Annotated in this window: 20 protein-coding genes; 12 read left to right on the top strand and 8 right to left on the bottom strand. The window is 67.0% G+C overall.

What is annotated here, in order from left to right:
* Window positions 1–128: 128 nt before the first annotated feature.
* Together NQ152_RS07480 and NQ152_RS07485 are read left to right on the top strand one after the other, a co-directional pair.
* Complete coding sequence (locus NQ152_RS07480; RefSeq protein ID WP_257523542.1) at window positions 129–2,687, top strand: DUF4062 domain-containing protein; 2,559 nt, start codon at window positions 129–131, stop codon at window positions 2,685–2,687.
* Between the two features lie 75 nt (window positions 2,688–2,762).
* Window positions 2,763–3,515 (top strand): trans-aconitate 2-methyltransferase, encoded by a 753-nt coding sequence (locus NQ152_RS07485; RefSeq protein ID WP_257523543.1) that lies wholly within the window; start codon window positions 2,763–2,765, stop codon window positions 3,513–3,515.
* Between the two features lie 72 nt (window positions 3,516–3,587).
* Here the strand turns inward: NQ152_RS07485 and NQ152_RS07490 are convergent, their stop codons facing one another.
* Together NQ152_RS07490 and NQ152_RS17065 are read right to left on the bottom strand one after the other, a co-directional pair.
* Window positions 3,588–3,989 (bottom strand): hypothetical protein, encoded by a 402-nt coding sequence (locus tag NQ152_RS07490; RefSeq protein ID WP_257523544.1) that lies wholly within the window; start codon window positions 3,987–3,989, stop codon window positions 3,588–3,590.
* Between the two features lie 210 nt (window positions 3,990–4,199).
* Entirely contained in the window at window positions 4,200–7,184 is a 2,985-nt protein-coding gene (locus NQ152_RS17065) for a LuxR family transcriptional regulator (protein WP_306815757.1), read from the bottom strand.
* Between the two features lie 694 nt (window positions 7,185–7,878).
* Here NQ152_RS17065 and NQ152_RS07505 point away from each other — a divergent pair.
* Entirely contained in the window at window positions 7,879–8,562 is a 684-nt protein-coding gene (locus tag NQ152_RS07505) for a DUF1345 domain-containing protein (RefSeq protein WP_257523545.1), read from the top strand.
* A 53-nt stretch (window positions 8,563–8,615) separates the two neighbouring features.
* Entirely contained in the window at window positions 8,616–8,909 is a 294-nt protein-coding gene (locus NQ152_RS07510; RefSeq protein WP_257523546.1) for an rRNA adenine N-6-methyltransferase family protein, read from the top strand.
* Between the two features lie 319 nt (window positions 8,910–9,228).
* Here NQ152_RS07510 and NQ152_RS07515 read toward each other — a convergent pair whose 3' ends face one another.
* Both NQ152_RS07515 and NQ152_RS07520 read right to left on the bottom strand, forming a co-directional pair.
* Complete coding sequence (locus tag NQ152_RS07515; protein WP_257523547.1) at window positions 9,229–10,074, bottom strand: MBL fold metallo-hydrolase; 846 nt, start codon at window positions 10,072–10,074, stop codon at window positions 9,229–9,231.
* Window positions 10,075–10,103: 29 nt separating this feature from the next.
* Window positions 10,104–11,111 (bottom strand): aldo/keto reductase, encoded by a 1,008-nt coding sequence (locus tag NQ152_RS07520; protein ID WP_257523548.1) that lies wholly within the window; start codon window positions 11,109–11,111, stop codon window positions 10,104–10,106.
* Between the two features lie 157 nt (window positions 11,112–11,268).
* Between NQ152_RS07520 and NQ152_RS07525 the strand changes: the two genes are divergently transcribed.
* Window positions 11,269–12,249: an AraC family transcriptional regulator gene (locus NQ152_RS07525; RefSeq protein ID WP_257523549.1), complete on the top strand. Its 981-nt coding sequence runs from the start codon at window positions 11,269–11,271 to the stop codon at window positions 12,247–12,249.
* Here NQ152_RS07525 and NQ152_RS07530 read toward each other — a convergent pair.
* Window positions 12,235–13,407 carry a low temperature requirement protein A gene (locus NQ152_RS07530; protein WP_257523550.1) on the bottom strand — a complete coding sequence of 391 codons (1,173 nt, stop codon included), beginning with the start codon at window positions 13,405–13,407 and terminating at the stop codon, window positions 12,235–12,237. The genes NQ152_RS07525 and NQ152_RS07530 overlap by 15 nt on opposite strands.
* A gap of 533 nt (window positions 13,408–13,940) precedes the next feature.
* On the opposite strand from NQ152_RS07530, the gene NQ152_RS07535 reads away from it, so the two are divergent.
* Together NQ152_RS07535 and NQ152_RS07540 are read left to right on the top strand one after the other, a co-directional pair.
* On the top strand, window positions 13,941–14,570 hold the full coding sequence (locus NQ152_RS07535; protein WP_257523551.1) for a hypothetical protein: 630 nt from the start codon (window positions 13,941–13,943) through the stop codon (window positions 14,568–14,570).
* Window positions 14,567–14,863 carry a transcriptional regulator gene (locus NQ152_RS07540; protein WP_257501734.1) on the top strand — a complete coding sequence of 99 codons (297 nt, stop codon included), beginning with the start codon at window positions 14,567–14,569 and terminating at the stop codon, window positions 14,861–14,863. The genes NQ152_RS07535 and NQ152_RS07540 overlap by 4 nt, the downstream gene beginning before the upstream one ends.
* A gap of 174 nt (window positions 14,864–15,037) precedes the next feature.
* Here NQ152_RS07540 and NQ152_RS07545 read toward each other — a convergent pair whose 3' ends face one another.
* Entirely contained in the window at window positions 15,038–17,050 is a 2,013-nt protein-coding gene (locus NQ152_RS07545) for a thioester domain-containing protein (RefSeq protein ID WP_257523552.1), read from the bottom strand.
* An 861-nt stretch (window positions 17,051–17,911) separates the two neighbouring features.
* Here NQ152_RS07545 and NQ152_RS07550 point away from each other — a divergent pair.
* Entirely contained in the window at window positions 17,912–18,247 is a 336-nt protein-coding gene (locus NQ152_RS07550; RefSeq protein ID WP_257501736.1) for an ATP-dependent DNA ligase, read from the top strand.
* 190 nt (window positions 18,248–18,437) lie between these two features.
* On the opposite strand, the gene NQ152_RS07555 is transcribed toward NQ152_RS07550, so the two are convergent.
* Window positions 18,438–20,954: an MMPL family transporter gene (locus tag NQ152_RS07555; protein WP_257523553.1), complete on the bottom strand. Its 2,517-nt coding sequence runs from the start codon at window positions 20,952–20,954 to the stop codon at window positions 18,438–18,440.
* Window positions 20,955–21,068: 114 nt separating this feature from the next.
* Here NQ152_RS07555 and NQ152_RS07560 point away from each other — a divergent pair, with 114 nt between their 5' ends.
* From NQ152_RS07560 to NQ152_RS07570, 3 genes are all read left to right on the top strand, one after another.
* The gene (locus NQ152_RS07560) at window positions 21,069–21,641 is read left to right on the top strand and encodes a TetR/AcrR family transcriptional regulator (RefSeq protein ID WP_257523554.1); all 573 of its coding nucleotides are present in this window, start codon (window positions 21,069–21,071) and stop codon (window positions 21,639–21,641) included.
* Between the two features lie 214 nt (window positions 21,642–21,855).
* Entirely contained in the window at window positions 21,856–22,059 is a 204-nt protein-coding gene (locus NQ152_RS07565; RefSeq protein WP_257523555.1) for a hypothetical protein, read from the top strand.
* 73 nt (window positions 22,060–22,132) lie between these two features.
* Entirely contained in the window at window positions 22,133–22,447 is a 315-nt protein-coding gene (locus tag NQ152_RS07570) for a hypothetical protein (RefSeq protein ID WP_257501740.1), read from the top strand.
* A 176-nt stretch (window positions 22,448–22,623) separates the two neighbouring features.
* On the opposite strand, the gene NQ152_RS07575 is transcribed toward NQ152_RS07570, so the two are convergent.
* Complete coding sequence (locus NQ152_RS07575) at window positions 22,624–23,274, bottom strand: NAD(P)H-dependent oxidoreductase (RefSeq protein WP_257523556.1); 651 nt, start codon at window positions 23,272–23,274, stop codon at window positions 22,624–22,626.
* 76 nt (window positions 23,275–23,350) lie between these two features.
* Between NQ152_RS07575 and NQ152_RS07580 the strand changes: the two genes are divergently transcribed.
* A complete protein-coding gene (locus tag NQ152_RS07580) occupies window positions 23,351–23,716 on the top strand; it encodes a helix-turn-helix domain-containing protein (RefSeq protein ID WP_257523557.1) in 366 nt (121 codons plus the stop codon).
* Window positions 23,717–23,795: the final 79 nt, after the last annotated feature.

The following is a 23,795-nucleotide window of genomic DNA, read 5'->3' on the forward strand; positions in this document are numbered from 1 at the left end:
CAGCCACTTGGTCCTCGTCGACGAGCCGCCGCCGAAGTCAGGCGGTGTGGCGTCAAGCCTCCTCATGACGCCGCGCGCGGTTGTGTCAGCTCTGGACAGTCGCCACAGCGAGTACCAGACTGTGGCCCATGAATCGGGCCACGCCGGGCCTCATCCGCACTCCCGATCAGCGTCTGCGGGTCTTCGTCAGTTCGACGTTGCGTGAACTCGCGCAAGAGCGGCGGGCGGCTCGCGCTGCGATCGAACGGCTCGCGCTCGCACCGGTCATGTTTGAGTTAGGCGCTCGCCCTCACCCGCCTCGTTCTCTGTATAGGGCGTACCTCGAGCAGAGTGATGTCTTCGTCGGCATCTACTGGGAGTCCTACGGCTGGATCGCACCCGGCGAAGCCGTGTCTGGACTCGAGGACGAGTACAACCTCGCACCGCAGATTCCGATGCTGATCTACATCAAGGAAAGCGCCCAGCGTGATCCGCGGTTGGAAGATCTGCTCGACCGCATCCGTGAGGATGACCGCGTTTCCTACGTGACGTTTGTCGGGGCACCAGAGTTGCGACGCCTCCTCACTTCCGACGTGGCTACGCTGCTCGCAGAGCGCTTCGAGTTGGGAACCGGCCGGTCTGCGCTTCCGGAACCGGCACGTGCCCCCGGCGCTACGACGCTGGTAGCGCCGCCACCGGTGCTCACGCCCTTGATCGGGCGGCAAGCGGAGCTGTCGATCTTGACACAGTTCCTCATCGATGACGGGCGTCGGCTGGTCACCGTCACCGGGCCAGGCGGTGTGGGCAAGACGAGGCTGGCTCTCGCCGCGGCGCGCGAAATGGGGCCGAGGTTTGACGGTGTGGCGTTCGTTGACCTCGCTCCGCTACGCGACCCGGCTCTTGTGCTTGACGCGGTTGCCTCCGCAGTCGGCGTTGTCGACAGCGGGAAGACGCCGTTAAACATCCAGTTGCAAACTGCGCTTGGGGATCGTCGCATGTTGCTGATCCTCGACAACGCAGAACAGGTCATTGGCGCCGCTCCAGAACTCGCTCGTCTGGCGTCGAACACCGCCGTATCGGTGCTGGTGACGAGCCGGACGCTCCTCCGGGTCGACGGCGAGCAAAATCTCGCACTCGGCAGCCTACCCAGCACTGCAGCCATCGAGCTGTTCGCCGAACGAGCCCGCGCGGTGAAGCCAGACTTCGAGATCAGCGACTCGAACGCCAGCCACGTCGCAAAGATCTGCCAAGCAGTTGACAATCTACCGTTGGCAATAGAACTTGCGGCGGCACGCGTCCGTGTCTTGAGCCCCTCGGAAATCGCCGACCGCCTTCAGCACACATTGCCGCTTCTCGTCGAGGGCGCAAGGGACCGGCCTGAGCGGCAGCAAACGCTCCGCTCCACGATCGACTGGAGCGCCGAACTCCTTCGCCCGGATCAGCATGCCCTGCTGCTGCGTCTAGGTGTCTTCCGCAGCGGCTTCGCCCTTGACGCCGCCGAGTGGATCAACGGGGAGGAGGCTGAATCCTCCACCCTGGATCTGCTGACCGCGCTGATCGACGGAAGCCTTGTCCAGGAGCACGACCGAGGAGACCGCACGTGGTTCACCATGTTGGCGACCGTTCGCGAATACGCACGCGACAACCTCACCGCCCTTGACCAATTCGCCCAGTACAGCGATCGCCATGCCGAGTTCTACATCCGCTTGGCCGCCGCTGCCGGCGCAGAGATCATCGGGCCACAACAGCAAGCATGGGCATCGCGCCTGGTCGACGAAAACAACGAACTAACCGCGGCGGTCGAGTATCTGCTCGAAAGCCGACGATGGGACGACGCAGTAACCCTGGTCTGGTCACTCGACTGGTTCTGGGGCATCACGGGACGTCTCGTCGAGGTCAGCTCATGGATGCAACGCGTCCTGGACGACGGTATCGAGGCGTCAGAACGAGCGCGGACCCTCGCACGAGTGGAGGTCGTGTTAATCGGCGTCTGGCGCAAACCCGATCGAGCGTCGATCGGCCCCCTCACCGAATGCGCCAACTACTTCGGTGCACACGGGGATGGGCGCAGCGAAGCGAAAGCACTGGCCGGGATCGCGTGGATCCACATCTACAGTTTCCCGCCCGACTTTGACGCCGCGGAGGAGTACCTGCAGCAATCGCTCGACCTCGTCGAGTCTCTCAACGATCCCTATGTCGCTGCCGGGGTTCGTATCATGATCGGGCATGCCCATATTCTTCGAGGCAATCTTCCCGGAGCGGTCGAAATTCTTGACGCGTTTCTAGCGGACAGCGGCGGCATCGGTGACAGCTTGCTCACAGGCTCCATGCTCAACGCCCGTGGATGGGCCGCTATCCTCGCGGGCGACCTCGACCAAGCCGAAGAGTGCTTCCGACAGCAGATACTGGTCGCATCAGCGATTGGACATGAGCAAGGCGTCGCTTATGCACTGGAAGGCTTCTTCGCCACTGCCGTGGCGGTCGGCGACGTAGAACGCGGAGGAAAACTGCTGGGAGCAGCAGAGACAATCCGCCAACGCAAGGGAAATGCCGACGCCGCCAAAATGTCGTTTCACGCGCCGGTCCTGCGAGACATCGAACAGACTTCTCCCGTGATGTTTCAGCAAGCGCGGACGATGGGGCGCACTCTAGACACAGCTGCCGCCGTCGAGGTCGCGCTGGAATCGATAGAACCCGTCGCCAGCTAACGGACACCCGCTGAGGCACCGGCTTTGCGGGCGTCCTCGTGGGGGTGCCGCGACCTCGATTCCTAGACTGTTGGGATGCCGGACGGGATGCATTTCGAGGGGCACGCTGAGGTGTACGGGGAAGCCCGGCCGCCGTATCCGGTGGAGTTGTGGAATACGGTGCGCGACCTGGGCGTGCTCGAGCCGGGATGCAGTGCCGTTGATCTCGGTGCGGGCACTGGGCAGGCGACCGGACCGTTGCTGGCGGCGGGGATGCGTGTCACGGCTGTGGAACCGGGGCCGCGGCTCGCCGCACGCATGAGAACGGCTTATCCCGCGGCGACCGTCATACAGGAGCGGGCCGAGACGGTGAGGGTGCCCGACCGATCCTTCGACCTAGCGGTTGCCGCGACCTCCATCCATTGGATGGATCTGGACCTCGTTCTCCCGAGGGTCCACCGCTGGCTTCGTCCGAGCGGTCTGCTCCTGGTGTGGCGGAACGTCTTCGGCGACCCAGCCGCCACCTTGACGCCATTCCGTCAGCGGATCGCGCAGATCGTGGCGGAGCGGGATGCACCTCCCCGCCCCGGCAACGCCGAGGACCTCGCGGAAGCAGCGCTCGCGCTCACCCGCGCGGGTCTGTTCTCACTAGAGTCCACCCACACATATCGATGGAGCATGGAACTGGATCAACGTCAGGTCCACCGCCTCTTCACCACATTCAGCGATTGGTCCCCCGAGGAGGTGGAGCGTGCAGCCGCCGCTGTGGCTGACCTCGGCGGACGGGTCGTAGAGAACTACGCCTCGTGGTTGATCGTCACGCGACGGCAAGAGCGCCCGGCGCAATAGACCGCGACCGCTGGCGAGTCCCGCCTTGGCCACTGATCGCGGGCGCGCAGCGACCGGCTTGCGAACGACCTTCTACCGGTCAGACTTGTCGAGCATTCGAAGGTGGACTGCAACCGCCTCGGCGATTACGCCAACCACGTCGTCCAAGCCTGGATGATCCGCCGTTCCGCTCCGTCCTGCGAGGCGGTCCATCAGCGCGACCTTCGCGTCAGGACGGGACACCGCGTCGGGCAATCCGAACGCCAGCACGTCGAAGTCTCGCTCGGTCGCGCTTGGAACGATCGCTCTTACCCGGCCAACCTCGTGATCATGGCTCGAGACGTGCAGGTACGCGCGCAGTTCGGGATCGAATCCGGTTCCGCCGATGTACTCCACCGAACTGGCATCGACATCGACCCACACGTACAGCCATGAGCCGGATGGCTCAACTCTGCCCTGCCGAACATGAATGACCCTCGGCGCGGGATGCTCCATGCACGCGAGCGTACCGCCCCGCTCCCTGCGCCCACCCAAGCGCGGCAAAATCTTGCCGCAGTGGTGGACGGCCTAACGGGCTTGGGTGAACAGCTTCGCCAGCAACGGTGCTCGTTGTTGAGTCATGTCCCGGACGGTGGAGCGAGAGCGTCATTGAGCCGCTTAGCTGGACCGCGGCGCAGTGGGTCCTCCAATCGCAGCGAAGAAACGTCACGTGGCGGGTGGGACGGCGAGCAGTGCGAGTTCAACGCGATTGGACGTGCCCGTCTTGGCCAGCAGGTGCGACACGTGGGAGCTGACGGTCTTCTCGCTGATGTACAGCGCCGCTGCCGTCTCGGCATATGTCTCGCCAGCCACGATGTGAGCGAGCACTTCTCGTTCGCGCACGGTGAGCGATTGAAGGCGGGGATGTGTCACACCCGGTGGCGATGGTGTTGGCGGGACGGGACCGGACGAAACTTCCACGTGAATGTGGGCGAGGGTGGCAAGTCGGCGAAGAGATGCAGCGACCGGCGCTGCGTGCAAGCGATCCGCTAGCGCAAGTCCTCGTCCGATCGCGGTGCGGGCACCGCCGAGGCGACGCGCACCCCCCGCGCCGCGCAGGAGGGATTCGGCCAGCCGTTGGCACGCATATGCCTCCTCCCAGGGGAGCTGTGCTTCCGCTAACGCGTCCACCGCGCCCGACCAGGCGCGGTGCTCGTCCGCGGAGCGTCGCGCGCGCGCCACCTCGCTCGCATAGAGCATCGTCAACGCGACCATCAAACTCTGCTCCAAGCCCTCGTCCTGCCGCGTCGCAGCGGGCCGCTGATCTCGTGGGGGGCCGAACTCGATCCGGGGGTGCGCTTCGAGGAGCCGATCGAGCCGCTCCAGAGCGGCGGCGGAACTCTGTCCCCGATCTCGCTCGATCTCGGCGAGGTCGGCCAATGCTCTCGCGGCGACAGGTGGCAGCCACTCGGCGAGGTCGGGCATCTCCTCGCGGTGAAGTCCCGCCATCGCCGCGAGGAACGCTCCCTCGGGATCGTGTGCGGCTAGCCGCACTTCTGCCCGGATCGTGTCCAGTCCCATCAACCAGAAGCGGTGATGCGTCTCGGACAGCTCCTCGATACGGGCAACGTGAGCCTCGGCCGCAGCCTGGTCGCCCTGAAGGACGGCCAGACGTGCCGCGGTCAGCCGTGCGGCCGCGTCACTGTAGGGACCCGGGTCGCGCCCGGCTACGAAACGCAGTACCTCGGCACACTCCTGCCACTCGCCGACGAACAACCACGCGATGGACTCGGACCCGGCAAGCCACGCCACATAGACATGGGGCGCCCCAGCGACGATGAGGTCATGGCGACGGGCCCGCATCATCCACGCCGACGCGGCGCTCCACCACACGCCGTTGGCGTCGGTCAGTCCGCCGGTTGCAGAGTTGAACGCAACCCACTCCCGAGAAGTCAGGGCGACGGGGATCGCCGCAGTGTAGGCCTCGGCTGCCGCTGCCCGATCGCCGAGAGCAAATCGCACCCTGCCTTCGGTCACCAAGGCGCACGCCAACGTCTGCGCGTCGCCCGCGCTACGGGCGATCGCGAGGGCCGACTCTGACGCGCGTTCAAGGGTGGCGAGTTCGAGCGGGAAGCCGGTTTCCAGCTTCGTGTCGACCCACATCGAGAGAGCTCGCGCGTGCTGCCAGCTCGAGGGATGACTCCCGGTCATCGCGAGGATCGCCTCGCACTGCGTGACGGGAGGTGACTCTCGCTGGGTGATCGCCCTAAGCCTCATTCGACGCATAAGGAACTCCGCGCGAACGAGGGAGGGCAGCTCTTCCGACGTAAGAATCTCGTCGATGATCGTGAGTTCGTCGTCCGAAGCACCGGCATCCTGGGCCGCGCGACGTGCGCAGCACAGAAGTTCGTACCGCGGGAGCGCGTTCAGGCCGATGGTCGGGCCTATCTCAAGCGCGCGCAACAACAGCAGAAGTTCCTGCGGGTAAGCGCCGGCATCCCGTGCCGATTCTGACGTCTCGACGGCCGACGCATAGGCTCGCTCGACGACGCCCGATCGATAGTGGTGATCGGCGATCCGCAGCGCATGGTCGAGTTCTGCACCCGACGTGGGCGTGACGGTCTCCTCGAACTGCGACAGGACCGTGTGCAAACGGTGTCTGTCGCTGAGCGAGAGCCCGGACTCGATGAGCTCCGCGGTGAGCGGATGCCGAAACCAGAAGCCGACGGACTGTTCCACGATGACGCCTGCGCGAAGCGACTCATCGATAAGTGAGCCGAGATCGGCATCGGCCTGGGGAACGGCGAAGCCGCCGCCTGCGATCACCCGCGCGAGCGCCGGCAAGTCCAACGGCCGCCCGGCGATGGCGAGGACGAGCATCACCACCTGCGCTTCATAGGGAAGCTGGCGGACGGCGTCGAGGACGGCAGACCTGAGTGTGCTCGGCAGGTCGCGAGGCAGGTGAGTGGCTCCGGGTGGAACGTTGGCCACGGTCAGTTCGGTGAGATACGGATGGCCCCTCGTCTTGTCATACACGTCCTCGACGAGCGACTGGTCCGCGGGCCAAGCGAGCAGGGCCGAGATCTGCTCGGCAGTGTCTTCCCGGGTGAGGTTCGCGAGATGAAGCACTTCGACCCGCGGCATGCGATAAAGCTCGGCCAACCATCGATCGATCGGACGTTCGTGGGCGCCGTCCGGCGAGCGTACGGTGCCGACCAGCGTCAGCGGGCGCCTATCGGGGCCGGCCGCGAGGTACATCAGAGCATCGAGGGTGTCATCGTCCGCCCACTGCAGGTCGTCGATCGTGATCACGACCCGCCGGCGGGCCGTGATCCGGTCGATCCACTCGTCGAAGAGCACCGGCACTCGTGTGGGCGCGCCATCAAGGTCCGGCGGGCAAGGCAAGAAATCGTCGTCGATGGGCGTCTGTGCCAGACCGCGAACGGCCGAGCGGATTCCGATGAACGGCACCGTGATCGAGGCGAGGGGCAGACATGCTCCTCGGAGCACCAGCGCATCCTCTGCGGTGCTGCAGAGATCTACTACTGCGGCCGAAACGAGAGTGGTCTTTCCTATGCCGGGTTCGCCCTCGACGATCACAGTGGATGAGACGGCACTTTCCCGTTCTTCGAGCGCTGCGCGCAGTAGCGCGAGCTCTCGGTCGCGTCCGACCAGAACGGAGTCGCTTCGGTAGCGTGCACCGGCCACCATGCGTCCAGTGTGTCATTTCGCCGAGCGGCGATGGTGAAACTGAGGGGTCGTACCCGCTTCTTAAGGAGTACCGCCCGATGCTCCCACGCCGGGCGATCGCGATCGTGGATGTCAAGAGCCGAAGCCGAAGGGCTTCGACGGAAGGGTCATCGTGAACACTTCACGTGGACGCCGGCTTTCAGCCGGCGTCGTACTCGCTTCCCTCGCGGGCGCTGTGCTGCTGACCGGGACACAGGCTGTCGCGATCACTGCGGCTCAGGACCCCGGTGAGCCGGCGGTAACCGTGTGCACAGCGGAATCGACGCTCGTCGTCGGTCCCGTAGATGGACGCGCTCGCCCGACGGGGGTCCCGCTTCCTGTGTAGGGACGCAGACGCGGACGCGAAGAGAAGAGATTGTTTCTGGCCCTCCGCCAGATCACCCGCGACGATGGCGTGAAGGAAATGAGGCTGCTGACGTGAAAAGCTCGTGGTGCGTAGCGATTCCAGTCATCGCTGTTCCTTACGGGTGCCGGCGGGAGCTTCCAACCCCAGTTAGCATCGCGGGATCCTGCCCGTCGCGCGGGGATCGATAGTCGCCCACTCAGCGACACGTTCGGCGGCCGTCACTGAACCCAGTGCCCGGGTAAGGACCGACTTTCGGACGCTGCTGCACCCGTTGGTTCGCGGGAGCGCGGCGGCCACTACGATTCGGTCATGTCGTCGGACCGACCACTCATCCCCCGGATGGCGCATGAGGGATTGCGCAACGTGGTCTCGCTCGGCCTCGCGGCCGCCGTCGCCGTGCTCGCACTGATCGGCTACGCCCTGATCGCACCGCTACACTTCACGCCCGACACCGTCGCGCTCACCACCTTCGTGTTCTGGATCGCGTACTCCCTGGGATTCCTGATCCTCACTCACACCACCTTCGGCAAGGCGGATGCGGCAACTCTTCGCAACTGGCTCACCGCGACGAATGCACAAAGCCGCAGTCTCGCAATCCCAGCCACCGCCGCCCAATGGGCAATCCTGGCTGTGCTCGCCGTCGCCCTCGTCCTGGTACTCCCCGGACTTCTCGACAGTCCGCTCGCCAACGCGCTGAGCTTCGCCGTTGTCATCACAGCATGGCTGGTGACCGTCACTGCTTACGCGGTGCATTACGCCCGCCTGAACACCCAGGAACCATCCCTTGCGTTCCCAGGGGAGCTTGGCGACCAAGAAGTGTTCGCCGACTACTACTACCTCGCTGCGCAGCTCGCGACCACCTTTTCATCCTCAGACGTCAGCATCCTGACCACTCGGGCACGCTCCGTCGTCACCGGCCAGACCTACATCGGGTTCGCGTTCAGCACCTTCATCATCGCGCTCCTCATCAGCGTTCTCTTCCTGAGCAACTAATCCCCAATCGAGAACGATGAGGGACCGGATGCGTGCGGGCCAATGGTTTGGGCATGATTGCGGTGACCGGACAGGAGCGCGGTCCGGTCCTCAAGATCGGCACCGGCGACGGGGCGCCGACCGTGCCCCTGGCAGCCCTCGGCCGCGACCTCACCGCGATCGACATCGACGAGCACCGTGTGCGCAGGCTCCGGCAGCTCCTGCCGACCGTGCGTGTCGGACGCGCTGACGCCCTGCGGCATCCTCTCGAGCATCCCGTTCTCGTCGGCAACGTGCCGTACCACCTGACCACACCGATTCTTCGACGACTTCTCGCTCGCTCGGCTGGCGCACCGCCATCCTCCTGACGCAGTGGGAGGTCGCACGCAAACGCGCCGGCGTCGGCGGCGCGACCATGATGACCGCTCAGTCGGCGCCGTGGTTCGAATTCGCGCTGCACGGTCGAGTGGCCGCCCGACACTTCCGTCCCGTGCCCAGTGTTGATGGCGGCATCCTGAGTAATAGCCGTCGTGAGTCGCCGCTTGTCAACCCGCGCGATCGCGGCCGGTACGACCGCGTCGTGCGGGACGCGGTCACCGGAGCGGGTGGCAAGCTCGCTGCAGTGGTCCCCACGGCGCTCTTCGCTCTCGGTGACGAGGAGGTCTCCGCTGCGAGGGGTGGGACGGCTCATCCGCGCTCAGCGGTGATGAGCTTCGCTGCGCCCCACAGCGAGCCGATGTTGGCCCGATCGGGTTGCTTCGCGAGCATCCGCTCGTAGAATCCCAATGGCTCGCCGGGTGTCGTCTCGGTGTCTTCCAGGTCCTCCAGATAGCGGATGGTCGCTTCGATGTCGGTCGGGCTGTCGGGCCGGTCGGGTTGCTTGTGCCCGCTCACCACGTGCTCCGGCTCCAGGTCACGGAGCCGCTCCAACACGGCGATCCAGTGGCGCCGCGTCTCGGGTGTGGTCTCGGCGATGTAGGGAGAGGTCGCGTTGTAGACGACGTCCCCCGCGACGATGAGCCGCGCGTCCGGCACCCACAGCGAGGTCGTTCCCACCGTGTCGGTGTGACCGGCCTCGATGATGTGCAGATCGTGGCCCGCGAAGGTGAAGCCGCCCTCGACCACGTCCGGGAAGGCGACCTCCGGGATCTGGCCGGGGAAGAGGCGGCCCCAGAAGTCGTCACGCCACTGGGGACGCGCCTGCTCCTGCAACTCCGCTAGCGTTCCGGCCGTGGCCAGCACCGCTGCGCGTTGGAATGCGGCACGCAGTTGCCCCACACCGTACGCGTGGTCACCATGACCGTGCGTCAGGTAGACGGCGGAGAGCTCGACGTCATGCCCGCGGATCCATGCGATGAGGCGTTCGTTCTGAGCGATGGTCGCGAATGTGTCGACGAGCACGGCCTCCCGCCCGCTGCGAATGAGCGTCGCGCTGTTCGCCACCCATCGCCACTGCTCGTTCCCGGGCGGGAGGTCGCGCGTCAGCCCCTCGCGTCGCTCGGTGTGCACCTCGTACTGAAGTCGTTCCAACATCCTGGTTCGTCCCTTCGTCGGGGCTTCCGTCAACGTCGGCGCAGCGCAGGGTCGATGAGCGCGGACGGCGTGGCGTGGTAGCTGTCGTCGTGGAGCTCGGTGCCGGGCGCGACGACCGCGTCGATGCGATCGAGCACGTCGTCCCCGAGCACGATGTCGACGGCGGCGAGCAGTCCGTCGAGTTGTTCCTGCGTCCGCGGGCCGATGATCGCCGAGGTGACCGCGGGATGCGTGGTGACGAACGCGATGGCCAGCTGCGGCATGGTGAGGCCCGCATCCGCCGCGATCCGCTGAAGATCCTCCACCGCACGCACCCGGCGTCGCCCCGCCTCGGATGTCGGATCGTGCAGTTCCGCCCGTCCCTGTGCGCGGTGGCTCTCCGTCCGTGGGCGCCCGGAAAGCCAGCCGCTGTGCAACGGGCTGTAGGTCAGGACGCCCATCTCGTACTGCTGCGCGACAGGGAAGACGGCACGCTCGGGCGTGCGCCCCAGGATCGAGTACTGCGGCTGCTCGCTCAGGAAGCGGTGAGTGCGGGTGCGCTCGGCCACCCACTGAGCCTCGACGATGTGCTCCGCTGCGAAGGTGGAGGTGCCCACGGCGAGCACTTTGCCCGCGCGGATCAGGTCGTCCAGCGCCGACAGGGTCTCGCTCAGATCTGTCCGGGGGTCGAACCGGTGCAGTTGATACAGGTCGATGCGGTCGGTTCTGAGCCGTCGCAGGCTACCTTCCACCGCCTGGATGATCCAGCGGCGCGAGGCACCGCTCCGGTTGGGGTCTACCCCCGTCGGCAGGCCGAACTTCGTCGCGAGCACCAGCTCGTCGCGCCGTTGTGCGATCGCGGCGCCGACGATCTTCTCGCACTCGCCCTCCGAGTAGACGTCGGCGGTGTCGACGAAGTTGAGGCCCGCGTCCAGTGCCCGATTAATGATCCGCGCGCTGTCCGCCTGGTCGGTGTTGCCCATTGCGCCGAACATCATCGTCCCCAGAGCGAGCTCGCTCACCGACCAGCCTGTCGCGCCGAACGTCCGTCGTCTCATGGTCTTCTGCTCCTTCGAACAGGTTCCCGTCCAGCCAACCTCCGGAGCGCTGGCGCCGCGATCACGATCGTGGCGACCAGATGCACGATCCTGTCGATCTCGGCGGGATCGCATACACGCATTGCCGCGGCTCGCGGGACGTGCTTCGCTACGACGTATGGACGGGCGCGAAGAGCTGCGCGAGCGCATTCTGCGGTACGTCGGTGACACGATCCGGCGTGATCTCACGGACGGCGTCAGCGTCGGCGTGGTCCGCTACGGCACCCGGCCGACCGCCACGATGGCGCGGCCCTCCATGACCCTGGTCGCGGGTGGGGTAAAACGCACCACCATGGGTGACCTCGAATTCGTGTACGGGCCCGGTCAGCTCTTCGTCGCATCGCTCGATCTGCCCGCGATCGGCCACGTTGCGGCTGCCTCGCCCGACGATCCGTTCGTGGTCTTCAGCTTCGCGCTCCGCCCCGCGGTCATCGCATCCCTGCTGCTGGACACGGTCGACGTCGCCGACCCGCCACCGTTCACCGGGATGGCCGTCGCAACGGCGTCGGACGAGCTGATCGACGCGGTCGTGCGGATGATGCGCCTCGCCGAAGACCCGGCAGGGATCGCGGCGCTGCGTGCACCGACGGAGCGCGAGATCGTCTGGCGCCTGCTCGCCGGCCCACTCGGCGGACTCGTGCGGCTGATCGGCTCGGCAGACAGCAACGTCGCGCACATCTCCCGCGCCACCACCTGGATGCGCGACAACCTCGCGGATCCGGTATCCGTGGAGATGCTCGCACGGCTGAGCGGAATGAGCGTGTCGACCTTCCACCGCCGGTTCCGGGCGACCACATCGATGACGCCGATTCAGTGGCAGAAGGCGCTACGGCTCCGGCAGGCCAGGATCCTGCTCGCCGCGGGCGACGCGACCGTAGCGGACGTCGCGTCCACGGTCGGGTACGGCAGCGTGTCGCAGTTCACCCGAGAGTACCGGCGCACCTTCGGGCGTGCACCGGGGCAGGATGCCGCACGCCTCCGCGCAAGCGCCGCACCCGCGACCACCCGGGCGCAGGGCCTCCGACTCGACGCGTTCAGCCTCCACCTCGTGGAGCAGCAGGCCGTGGATGCGGCAGAACCGAGCTCACGGGCCGGCTGATTCCGATCCCCCGTGAGCGGCTTGGGCGCGGTGCCGCTGGGTGGCATGCGCCAGCGGGCCCCACGACGCGACGGTCGCGACCACGACGAGCAGCAGCGCCAGCTCGACGAGCGGACCCAGGCCGAAACTGGCGACGGCCACCGCCGCCGCAGCCGCGGTTCCCACGAGCCTCGGCGCCACCCGCCCGAGCCCGAGCTCGACGCGGTACAGCGCTTGGCTCGCCAGATAGATCGCGATACCGACGGCCGCCAGCAGCCCCGCGCCGAGGGGCGTCTCCCCGCTGCGCTGGATCGACAGGCCGCTCCCGGCGGCGAACAGGACGAGGCCGACCATCATGCCGAGGTGATCACCGTAAAATGCGGTGATCGCGAGCATCGTCCGGCTCCTCGCGTCGCGGTCCTCCACCCCGTGCTCCGTCCTGGCGAGGTCACCCGACGGGAAGTACGTCGACCACAGTCCCCCCACGACGGCGACGGTGAGGGTCGCGGCGCCCAATGAGAACGCATCCAGCGGTTGCCGCGACAAGGTGGCCCCGACGGCGACGATCGCCTCGCCGAAGGCGATCAGCATCAACAGGCCGTGGCGTTCGATCAGGTGCGCGGCGCCGAGCTCGAAGCCGCCACGGCGGTTGGTGAGCACGTTGGCGAGGATGATCACGAGTGCCAGGGGGAAGAGCCACAGCGCGCCGGACTCGCCCAGCAGGCCGGAGGCTACGAGGACGATCGCCGCCACGATGTTGAACGGACCGATGCGGAGGATGCCGCGCACGTTGCCGGCCGACCCGACGATGAGGAACAGCGCGTGGTGGAGGACCATGAGCACGAGGAACGTGATCGTGAAGACCCACTGCCCCGCACCGAACGCCCTGGGGATCGCGACCGCGATGACGAGGAACCCCGCCATGGCGATCAGCAGCACCGCGCGGGTCACAGCGCTGGAGGTCGCCCCCTGATTCATCAGCCACATGTACCCGTCGTAGACGCAGTACACGAGCGCGAGCAGAATGACCGCCTTATAGGCGCCTAGGAAATCCGGCTCCTCGATGACCACATGGGTGACCTGCGTGATCGTGAACACGAACACCAGGTCGAACAGCAACTCGAACGGGCTCGCCCGCCCAGGGAGCGCGCCCGGTGTCGGTCGCGATCGTGCGTTCATGACGGAGAACGTACGCCCTGGACGCGGGCGCCGTCACGCACCGTCCCGCTCGTCCGATACGCGCCAGGCAGCCGGCGCATGCCATTCCTGGTGTCCAACCCGCTCACGTAGCGACTTCCGATGCTCGCAGTTGATGGGCAATCTGCGCCCGCGTCTGGTGCAGGTTCGGGCATGGTGGTCGGGAGAGCGGGACGTCACCCATCCTGGATAGTCGCGTGCGGTAGCGGGTTGTCGAACGAGAGTCTGCACATCACCGGCCCGTCGTAACCATCGAGCTGGCCCTCCGTGCCACAAAGTGGCGATTGAACGGCGGCGATGAGGGCCGGTCTGTCGTCTGCTTCGCTTCGGCGCTGATCGGACATCTCCGGAACACACGCTGGCTCGGCATCGGCCGGGGGTTCCGGCGGTGGAGCCGCTGGGGGAGTCGTTGCGGTGGATTGCTCGCGTCGTCGTGGGGCGGCCATGGTTGACACCGACGAGTTTGCGATGCAAACTTGTTGGAGTTTACAACCAACCAGAAACTGAGGCACTCCATGACGCAGCGCGAACCAGCTTTCGACACAAGCGCCGCTCTTTCCGCGATCAGCGACAGCGAGGCGATCACCCGTCGGTCCACCGCTCCGAACCCACCCATCCTGTATCTGCTGTGGGGAACGGTTTACGCCCTGGGCTACCTGGCGCTGCATGCCGCGCTGTTCCGTTGGGCGCCGGTGAGCTTACCGCTCGCGCTCACTCTCTTCGCAGGACTGACGGTCGCGGGCGCCGCAGTGTCCACCGTGCTGGGTATCCGCGCAGGCAAGGAGCTGCGAGGGGCATCCAGCCGTCGGGGCATGCTGTACGGCCTGGCCTGGGCTACCGGCATGGTGAGTGTCGGCTTCATCGTGGTGGCGTTGCTTCGGTTGAACCTCGAGCCCGCGACGTTGGTCTGGCTCGCCAGCGCAGTGGCGACGTTGCTCGTGGGCGTGCTTTTCACCGCAGGGGGAGCGGTCTTCCTCGACCTGGCGATGTTCTTGCAGGGCGTCGCCGTCCTCGCAGCCAACCTCATCTCGGTGCTCGTGGGCACCAGTCCTCTGGTGTTGATCGGGTGGCTCGCAGCCTGCGCGGTGCTGTTCGCCGGTGCCGGCATCGAGGCTCATCGATCCGTGACTGGAGCCCGCCGATGACAAGCCGGCAGCTCGACCCGGTCATTCATGCCGATGCCCGCCTGCGCGTGATGACCGCGCTGAACACGATCGGCGAGGGAAACTCCATGACCTTCCCGAAGCTGCGTGCGATCCTCGGCATGACTGCCGGCAACCTGTCGGTGCATCTACGCAAGCTTGAGGACGCTGGTTACATAACTCAGGAGAAGACGATTCAGGGACGCACGAGCGCAACCTTCCTTGGGATCACCGCGCAAGGTCGGGCGGCGTTCCTCAACTACCGGCAGACCCTTATCGATCTCCTCACCGAATGAGTAGGCGCTCGCTCACGGGGAGCGGCGTCGATTGGACACGACGGGACGACGCTATGGGGATGCAACGTCCCGGCAGTGTCCTCGATGGCATGTCGAGCAGAACGGTCGAGAACGAGAAGGGCACTGGCTTTGAGCCGGTGCCCTTCTCCTTCTCGGGCTTCGTGCCCGCGAATTTCAGTCCCGTGCCGAAGTTGCGCTCCTGCGGCGGGAGACGGCGCCCATCAGGAGCAGCGCGCCGGCAGCGGCGCCGCCGCCACCGACCCACAGCAGAGGCATCAAGATCTCCGAACCCGTGGCGGGCAGCCGCGCCGAGAGGGTCGCGCGCTGGGTCACGGTGTTGGTCAGCTCGACCGTCGAGTCGGTGCCCGGCTGGATCGTGGCGTTCGCCGTGCCGCTGGAGAAGACGCGTACGGCGCTCGTCTCGCCGGAGACCGGCTCGGTGACGGTGCACGCGGTGCCTGCGGGCAGTTCGGTGAAGGTCTCGGTGTAGGTTCCCGCTGCCGCTCCCGCCGGGATGATCACGGTGTCGGCGAGCGCCGCTCCGCAGTCCACGGCGAGGGTGATCTGTCCCTGCTGGCCGGCCAGTGCGCCGGTGAGGACCTTGCTGACGCTCAGCGAGCCCGGCCGGTACGTCACGGTGTCGGTGACGGCGGCAGCCACCCCGGCGCCGGGCGCGACGGTGACGGTGACGGGGCCGTCGGAGACGACGGCCACCGCGGCTGTCTCACCCGTGGCCGTCTCGGTGATCGTGCACTCGGTGCCGGCAGGGAGTTCGCTGAATGTCTCGGTGTACGTGCCGGCGGCCGCGCCTGCGGGGATGACGACCGTCTCGCTGAGGGCGGTGCCGCACACCACATCGAGGGTGATCTCGCCTTGGAGACCTGCCTGCGGTCCCGCGATCACCTTGGTGACATCGAGCGCTCCCGGACGGACGGTCACCGTGTTCGTGATCGTCGCCGTCGCCCCCGCCTCTGGTATCGGAACGCTCTGCGGCGCGTCAGTGGTCACCGTCACCGCGGTGGTCTCTCCCGTCGCTGGTTCGTTGATCAGGCACGTCGCCCCGACGGCGATGCCCTCGAAGGTGAAGACCTGGGCCGTGGACGCGCCCTGCGGGATGTCCGCTACCCGCGCCACGCCGTCACCGCAATCTACGGTCAGCTGACTTGCCCCTTGTTGGCCCACTCCGGCCCCCGCGAAAGCCTTGTTGACGGTCAGGCTGGCCGCCTCGAAGAACTGGACAGGCGCCTGGGCGGTCGCCTCCAACGTGGCGGTTTCAGCAAGGACGAGTTTTTGCAAGTCATCGACGCCCGGTGCCAGGCCGTCATAGAGGTACACCCGCCCGCGCTGGACGGTTACGACCGCTCGAGCGGACAGCAGCGTCTCGTCCACGGCGTCGGTTCCGCTGCCCACCCACACCTGGGCCCCCGTGGTGGTCGTGTAGGGGTTGGGGAGAGGAGCGGTGGCGGCCGCGTCACCGTACATCGTGTACCCGTCGGGCACGGAGAGGGTCACGCTGGGGGCGTCCGTTGTCACGGTGAACGGGCCGGCCGCCGATCCCGCCGGCGCGGCGGCAGCGGGCGGGGTGATGGATACCGCCGGGGGAGGCGGCTCGGTCACCGGGCCGTTGAGCTGCGCGGCCGCGATGATTCCTGCCGTCGCTGCCCGTATCGGCGAGGCTGCGTCCAGGATGAAGCCGTCCGTGAAGTACCAGATGGCCGATTGCACGGCGGCGGCCTGCTCGCCTTCGGACGCCAGGCCCGCCGGTTCAGCGGGGAACGCGGGGTAGAAGTTGTTCAGAATGTAGGCGACGTACCCGAGGTTCTGGACGTTCGATTCGTCCCACGTTCCGTTCTCGTAACCGCCGCCGATCAGGGTTCCGGTGCGGACGTCGATGCAGTACATCTCGGCGGTCAGTGTCGGATCTGTCACGCTCACGGTATTGATCAGCGCGGTGAAGCCGCCGCCCAGGGTGTACCCCGCAGGGGGTGCCGCGGGGTAGGGCGCCATCGGATCCTGCGGCGTCGGGGTGGCCGGATACCCTCCCGTCAACCTCGCTCCGGGTCCGAGGCCGGTCACCTCGATATCGGTGTTCGGTCCGTCCGGCGATTCGATGACGGGACTCTCGTCGGTGAGCCTCGCTTGAGCGGGCCCACCGACCGGGAGGAAGGCGAAGGTGAGAGCGGCCATCGCGGCCGTCGCCCAGAGGACGGACGCGGGGAGACGTATGCCGGGGTTCCGGGATCGAAGACGGGGGCGCGAGTCGGTCACGGGGGGCCTTTCGTCGGTGATGGGGGACCAGCACGGCTACGACCTAGGCGGTCGCGCCGAGTTCCCGGGTTTGCGGAGGAGCGTCAGACTCGCGGCCACCAGCAGGGCACCCCCCACCAGCCCCGCGAGGTCGCCCCACAAGAGCGGCAACGGAGTTTCCGTGCCCGTCGCCGGCGCACCGTCCTCGATCCACGCGCTGGCCGCTCCGCCGAGAGGGAGGATCACCATCGCGGCGGCCGCCAGAACGGCCACGAGGGTCGCTCCGGCGGAGCGGCTGCGCGGCCGCCGTGGTCGCAACGGGGAACGCCGAGCGGCTCGGAGCGGCGTGCAGGTTCATGGCGCCTCCTGGGTCGCTCCCAGTGAATCCTCCGTGCCGGACGCCCGGATAGGGCCGAAGGTCCCTCGCGGCTCGGCGGCCCGAATCCCCGCCTTGGGATGGGACCGGGTAGTGAGTACGCAAGGTCCGGGGGAGGAGGTGCTGAGACCGATGCTCCTGACAACGAAAACTCGGACCACGAGGTGGCAATCCGGCGGCCAGACGACCTCTTCAAGAGTCGTCAGTTCGTCGGCTCGGACTTCCCCGGAATCATGCCGGATTCGGCGCAGGTCGGCTGGTGTGTCGCCTATCGGCGATCTTGCAGAGACTGAGCACTGGTCCCTTGTGGTGAGGAAGGAACCTGCGAGACTTCGAAGGAACGGTATGCCACAGTCTCCGTCCGCCGAATGCGTTTCCTCCCCGAAACAGGCGATCTCTGGTGCGTGCCGCATTGGAGGCCCGTCATGGGCAAGTTCACGTACAACGCTCAAACGTCCAAGAACTTCGACGACCGGGTGCTGGCGCACCTTCAGATCACCATCGGAACGAAGCTGCGCCGGGGGGAAGGGTTCTTCTTCACGTGGAAGGACGACATCAGTGTGGGTGAGGGCCGCAGTTCCGTGTGGATGCATGCGGGGGCGTCGCTGATCTTCAAATTCCACGGCAGCCGACAGCCGGACATCAACCTGCATTGGCTGGAAGCTCTCATCTCGACGGCGAACTCTGCACAGGGGCTGCATCTCGTCGGCGAACCCGCCGCAGCACTGCCGGTACGGCAACAGTCCGTCCTGGTTGGCTGACACCGACGTATTCGCGGGTCGTGCGGTTGGGCGGCGTAGAGCAGGCGGCATCCGGCGACCGCGTTGGCGGCGATGATCGCACGGCGAAAGGGGAGTCTGCTGTTCACCACCACGGGAAGCGGCGCCGTTCCCTGTGACCCGGTGGCCGGAGCGTTGGCGCGCGAGCCCGCGCAAGACCCTCCGGAGACGGTCAGAGGGTGTGGTGCACCGGGTGGCGACGCTCCAGCGCCGAGCCTTCTACGTCCACGTTCGGGATGACGCGGCTCAGCCACTTCGGCAGCCACCAGGCCGATTCGCCGAGCAGGTGCATGAGCGCCGGAATGAGCAGCATTCGCACGAGGAACGCATCGAAGAACACGCCAAGGGCCAGGCCAAGACCCATCGATTTGATGATCACCGACTCTGAGGTGATGAAGCCGGAGAAGACCGCGATCATGATCAGCGCTGCCGCGATCACGACCGTGCGGCCTGCGCGGAATCCCTGCGCGACGGCAAGCCGCGCGGGTGCACCGTGGGCCCATGCCTCCCGCATCCCGGTCGTCAGGAACAGCTGGTAGTCCATGGCCAGGCCGAACAGGATGCCCACCAGGATCACCGGCAGGAAGCTCAGGATCGGGCCGGGGTTGTGTACGCCCAACAAGTCACCGAGCCATCCCCACTGGAAGACGGCCGTGACCGCGCCGTAGGTCGCCAGGAGCGACAGCACGAAACCGGCAGTGGCGATCAGTGGCACAAGCAGCGAGCGGAAAACCATGACCATGATCAGGAATGACAGGCCGACCACCACAAGCAGGTAGAGCGGCAGCACATTCGCGAGCGCCTCCGAGATGTCGATGTTGATCGCAGCCTGACCGGCCACGCCGAGCGTGATCTGATCAGCAATGGGTGGCAGGTCGCGAAGCTCCCGCACGAGTGTTTCCGTCGAGGTGCTGTTCGGACCTTCGGCGGGGACGACCTGGAACGCGGCGAGAGTGTTGTCGTCCGAAACGGCGATGGGCGCAACAGCGACGACGTCGTCCATCGCGGCCAGTTGGCGGGCGACCAGCAGCTGATCGTTCAGCACCTGATCGTCGTCGAGCCCCTCTGGAAGGGTCGCGGTGACCAGCAAGGGTCCGTTGACTCCGGCGCCGAACGAGTCTTCGGTAAGGGTGAACGCGCGGTAGGCGGTGGAATCTGCGGACTCGGAGCCGCCGTCGGGCAAACCCAGGCGCATCGACATCGCGGGGATCGCAACGACCAGCAGGGCGACCGTCGCGACGATGACGGTGAGGATGGCGCGCAGCGTCGACATCGGTGCGCTCGCGCGGTTGCGCGCCCGCGGCGTCGTGGCATCGCTCAGTGCGGTCCCAGCGGCGGCGCGAGCGCGGGCGCGCTTACTGAGCACGCGACTCTTCGCGAGCCCCAGCAGCGCGGGTGTGAGAGAGATGGCGATCAGCACGGCGACGGCGACGCTGATCGCGCCGGCCGTTCCCATGAGCCCCAGGAAGGGGATGCCGGTGATGTTGAGCGCGAGCAGCGCAACGATCACCGTCGTCCCGGCGAACACGACGGCGTTGCCGGCGGTGCCGTTGGCCAGGCCGATGGATTCGACCACGTCAGCGCCCTGCAGCAGCTGCTTGCGGTGTCGATAGAGCACGAACAGCGAGTAGTCGATGCCGACGGCAAGCCCCAGCATCACCCCCAGAATCGGCGTGACCGAGGCCATCTGCACCACCCCCGAGAAGGCGAGCGTGGCCATGGCGCCGATGGCGACACCGACCAAGGCCGTGACGATCGGGAACGCCGCCGCCAGCAGCGAGCCGAGTACGACGATCAGGACGACCGCCGCCAGTGCGACGCCGACGACCTCCCCGACACCGAGGATCTGCGGCACACCCTGAGAGATGTCGCTGGAGAAGGCGACCTCGACGCCGTCGACCGGCTCGCTCTCGAAATGCTCGATGACCGCGTCCTTGGAGGTCTGAGCGAGTTCAAGGCGCGGCTCGGTGAACTGCACATTCACGATGGCGGTGGCGCCGTCCTCGGACACCACCCGGATGCCGTCGGCGAACGAGATCAGCTCGGCACCCTGTTCCAGCGTGGCTTCCTGTCCCTGGATCGTCGCAAGACCGTCTGCGAGGGCCTGCTGCTCGGTCTCCAACTGCGCCCGCTGAGCGTCCAGGATCGCCTGCTGCGCGTCCAGCTCGGTGGTCGGCAAGCCCGCCGCCTCAGCCTGTGCACGACCCTGATCCAGCTGCGTCTGCGCGGCATCCAACTGCGCGGTCCCGGCATCCAGCTGAGCTTGCCCGGCCTCCGCCTGCGCGCGGGCGGCGGCGATCTGTGTGCGGCCGTCCTCGATCTGCTGACGCTGATCCGCCAGCTGCTGCTGCGTCGCGAACGGGTCGATCACGTCCGCGACGTCGGGCAGGTCGCGTGCGGACTCGGCGAGTGCGGTGATCTCGGCCTGCTGCGCGTCCGAGAACGCCGACCCGTCGGTGGTGTGGAAGACGACGGTTCCGGACGCGCCGCTGAAGTCGGGCAGCTGCTCCTCGAGCTCGGCGATCACGTCTCCGGAGGCCGTGCCCGGGATGTCGAAGCTCGAGCTCAGTCCCTTGAACCCGACGAGGAACCCGCCGACTGCGATCCCGAGGATCACGACCCACGCGATGATGACCGTCCCCGCACGGCGTGCCGCGAACGTCCCCAACCGGTGCAACAGCTCGGCCACGACTCTCCCTCAGATCGTCGAGGGTGCACCTCGATGACGAGGAGCCCCTCGTCATCGACAAGCGTGGCTAAGATAACACGCACCGTCTCGTCTTATCCGGAGGGATGCCCCGCGATGGCCCTACCCCGAAGCGGTCCGGTGCGCAGCGAAGCGGCCCGGCTGGCGATCCTGCGCGCGACCGTGGAACTGCTCTCTGAACGCGGCTACGACCACCTCAGCATCGAGGGCATCGCGACACGCGCCGGGGTGGGCAAGCAGACGATCTACCGCTGGTGGCCGTCGAAGGGCGCCGTGATCGCGGAGTGTCTGCTCGAGGGGATGCTGCCCACCGAACGTTTGCGTCCGCCGGACACCGGCGACATCCGTCAGGACCTCACCACCTGGCTCGGACGCGTCTTCGCGCTGCTGGGCAGCGCGGAAGGTGAGGGCATGCTGCGCTCTCTCATCGCCGCCGCGGCCGAGCACGCCGAAGTGGGTCTCCGGCTGCGTGACAGCCTGTCAGGGTCGGATTCGATCTCGGGACGCCTGATGCGGGCCACCGGCACGGTGCCCAACCTCCCTGAAGGTGCGCCCGTGGACGAGGTCGCAGACGCACTCATCGGCGCGGTCATCCTGCGGGCCTTGGCGCGCACCACCGTCGGTCCGCGAGATGTCGACCGGCTCCTGGACGCGGTGCTCGGTCGATGACGACACCTGCAGTCGTTGGCGGCAAGCCGGTGGTCCTGATCGGGACGAGCCCGGTCGCCTTGCCACCGGAGGACGGGGCGCTGCGACTGTGGCGTCCGTCACCCGAGGGATGCGGTGAGCACCCACCGACCACGCGCGGGTTGGTCTTGGATCATGACTGCTCAAGGATGACAACCCCTGGGCGTCGGGCGATGCGCGGAAGAAGGCTCGGCACATGAGCGATCGAGACGAGACCACACCGGCCCGTGACCGCCTGCCGCCGCTGGAGCAACGCGATGAGGAGATGGATCTGGACGAGCAGCACCATCCGGATGCCGGTGCGTCGGCGGTCCGTTCCAACGCGTCGCCCGACACTGCGGCGGAACCTGAAAAGCCCGGGCGTCACGGGGTCGACACACTGCCGCTGACAGGTCGGTGAGACCCCCAGAGGTTGGACGATCTCCGCCTACCGATGGATGCCGGTTGAGGGCGCGCTTCGTAGGGTGGCGGGTATGGCAGACGACGAGAGCAAGAGCGGTCAGATGAGCGCCACCGCGTGGGGGGTCGCAATCCCTGTCGGGCTGGCGATCGGCGTGGCCATCGGGCTCGTGATGGACAACATCGGCGTCGGTATCGCCATCGGCGTGGGTGTCGGCAGTGCGTTGGCTGTCCCCTACTGGGTCTGGCAATCGAGCACGCGGAGGAAGGCTGCCGCCGGCAGTTCGGACACGTCAGGCGGCGCAGCCGGCGCGGTCGGCCATGACCGCACAACCGGGGACTCCGGCGGGGGAGACGGTTCCGGCGCGGGAGACGGCGGGTCGTTCTGACGCCGCGCCCGATCCGCGGTCGGCGGTCGGGCCGACATCACAACGGCCCTCATCGCAGAACCGACGTAGTGGTTCGCCCGCCCAGCGGCGGTCGACGGCAGCCCGCCAACCAGAGGCTCGGAATCTCGCGCGGAGTGCGGGATTCCGAGCCTCTGTCGATTGCGGCGTGGCGGCGCTCAGGCCGCAGTCACGCGCGCGGCGATCTCGCGCCCGTGCCTGCGCGCGGACTGCTCCGCGGCATCCTTCAGTTCCTGAGCCGTGTCGGTGAACGCGTCGAGCATCGGGTTGACCCCCACCAACGTGAACGGCCGCTGGACGACCCGGAGGTCGAGTCCCCAGACGTCCTCCAGCACACGGCGCAACCACGCGGTGGAGTGGTCCCAGCCTTCCTTCGGGGTGCCGGGCGCGTAGTTGCCGCCCAGGACGGTGACCAGAGTGGCGGGCTTGCCCCTGAGGGCAGTCCCGGTCGGGTCGATGCGGGGGTCGGTGTAGGCGAGGTCGAACCAGGTCTTGAAGTGCTGCGAGACGCCGTAGTTGTACAGCGGCACAGCGAACAGCAACGCGTCGGCGCTGATCAACTCGTCGGCGAAGGTCGTCGCGAGTTCACGGGCAGCGATCTGCCCGGCCGTGCGCTGCCCTTCTTGGGCGAAGCTGCCCGTGACAGCATCGGCCCAGACGGTGGCAGGAACGGGGTCCTGCGCAAGGTCGCGCCGCGTGACGGTGGAGTCAGGGTGCGCCGTCGTCCACTCCGACTCGACGAGATCGGCGAGCGCGCGGCTGGCGGAGGTTGCGGGCAGGATGCTGGCGTCCAAGCGGAACAGAGTCACAGGAGTCCTTTCGATTGCGTAGTCACTACGAATTCCGCAGTAACCACGGAGAGCGTAGCATGGCTAGAATGGCGGTATGACCGAGACGGAGAGCGCCACCCATGCCTGCGACGGCGCAGTCACCCTGGCGTTCAGCGTGCTCGGCAAGCGTTGGAACGGCATGATCGTCTCCACCCTCGGGCCCGGACCGGTGTCCTTCGCAGCCTTACGCCGCGCGGTCAGCGGCATCAGCGACACGGTGCTCTCGGACCGTCTGTCCGAGCTGGCTCACGCCGGGTTGGTGGCGCGGACGGTCGACTCCGGCCCTCCGCTGGCGGTGTCGTACGCGCTGACGGAAAGCGGCCGTGGCCTGCTGCCCATTCTCGATCAGCTCGGCGAGTGGGCCTCGGCGAATCTCAGCACCTCAACGACCCACACAGCCTCGGCTGCGTCCGCAGGCTGAGCCACCGAGTCCAGAGCTTGCTCCCTCGTCATGGAGGGAGTTGACCGTGTCCTGACAACACGGTTTCTACTGGCGGAAG

This window comes from Microbacterium sp. zg.B48, from assembly GCF_024623505.1.
Classification (GTDB): domain Bacteria; phylum Actinomycetota; class Actinomycetes; order Actinomycetales; family Microbacteriaceae; genus Microbacterium.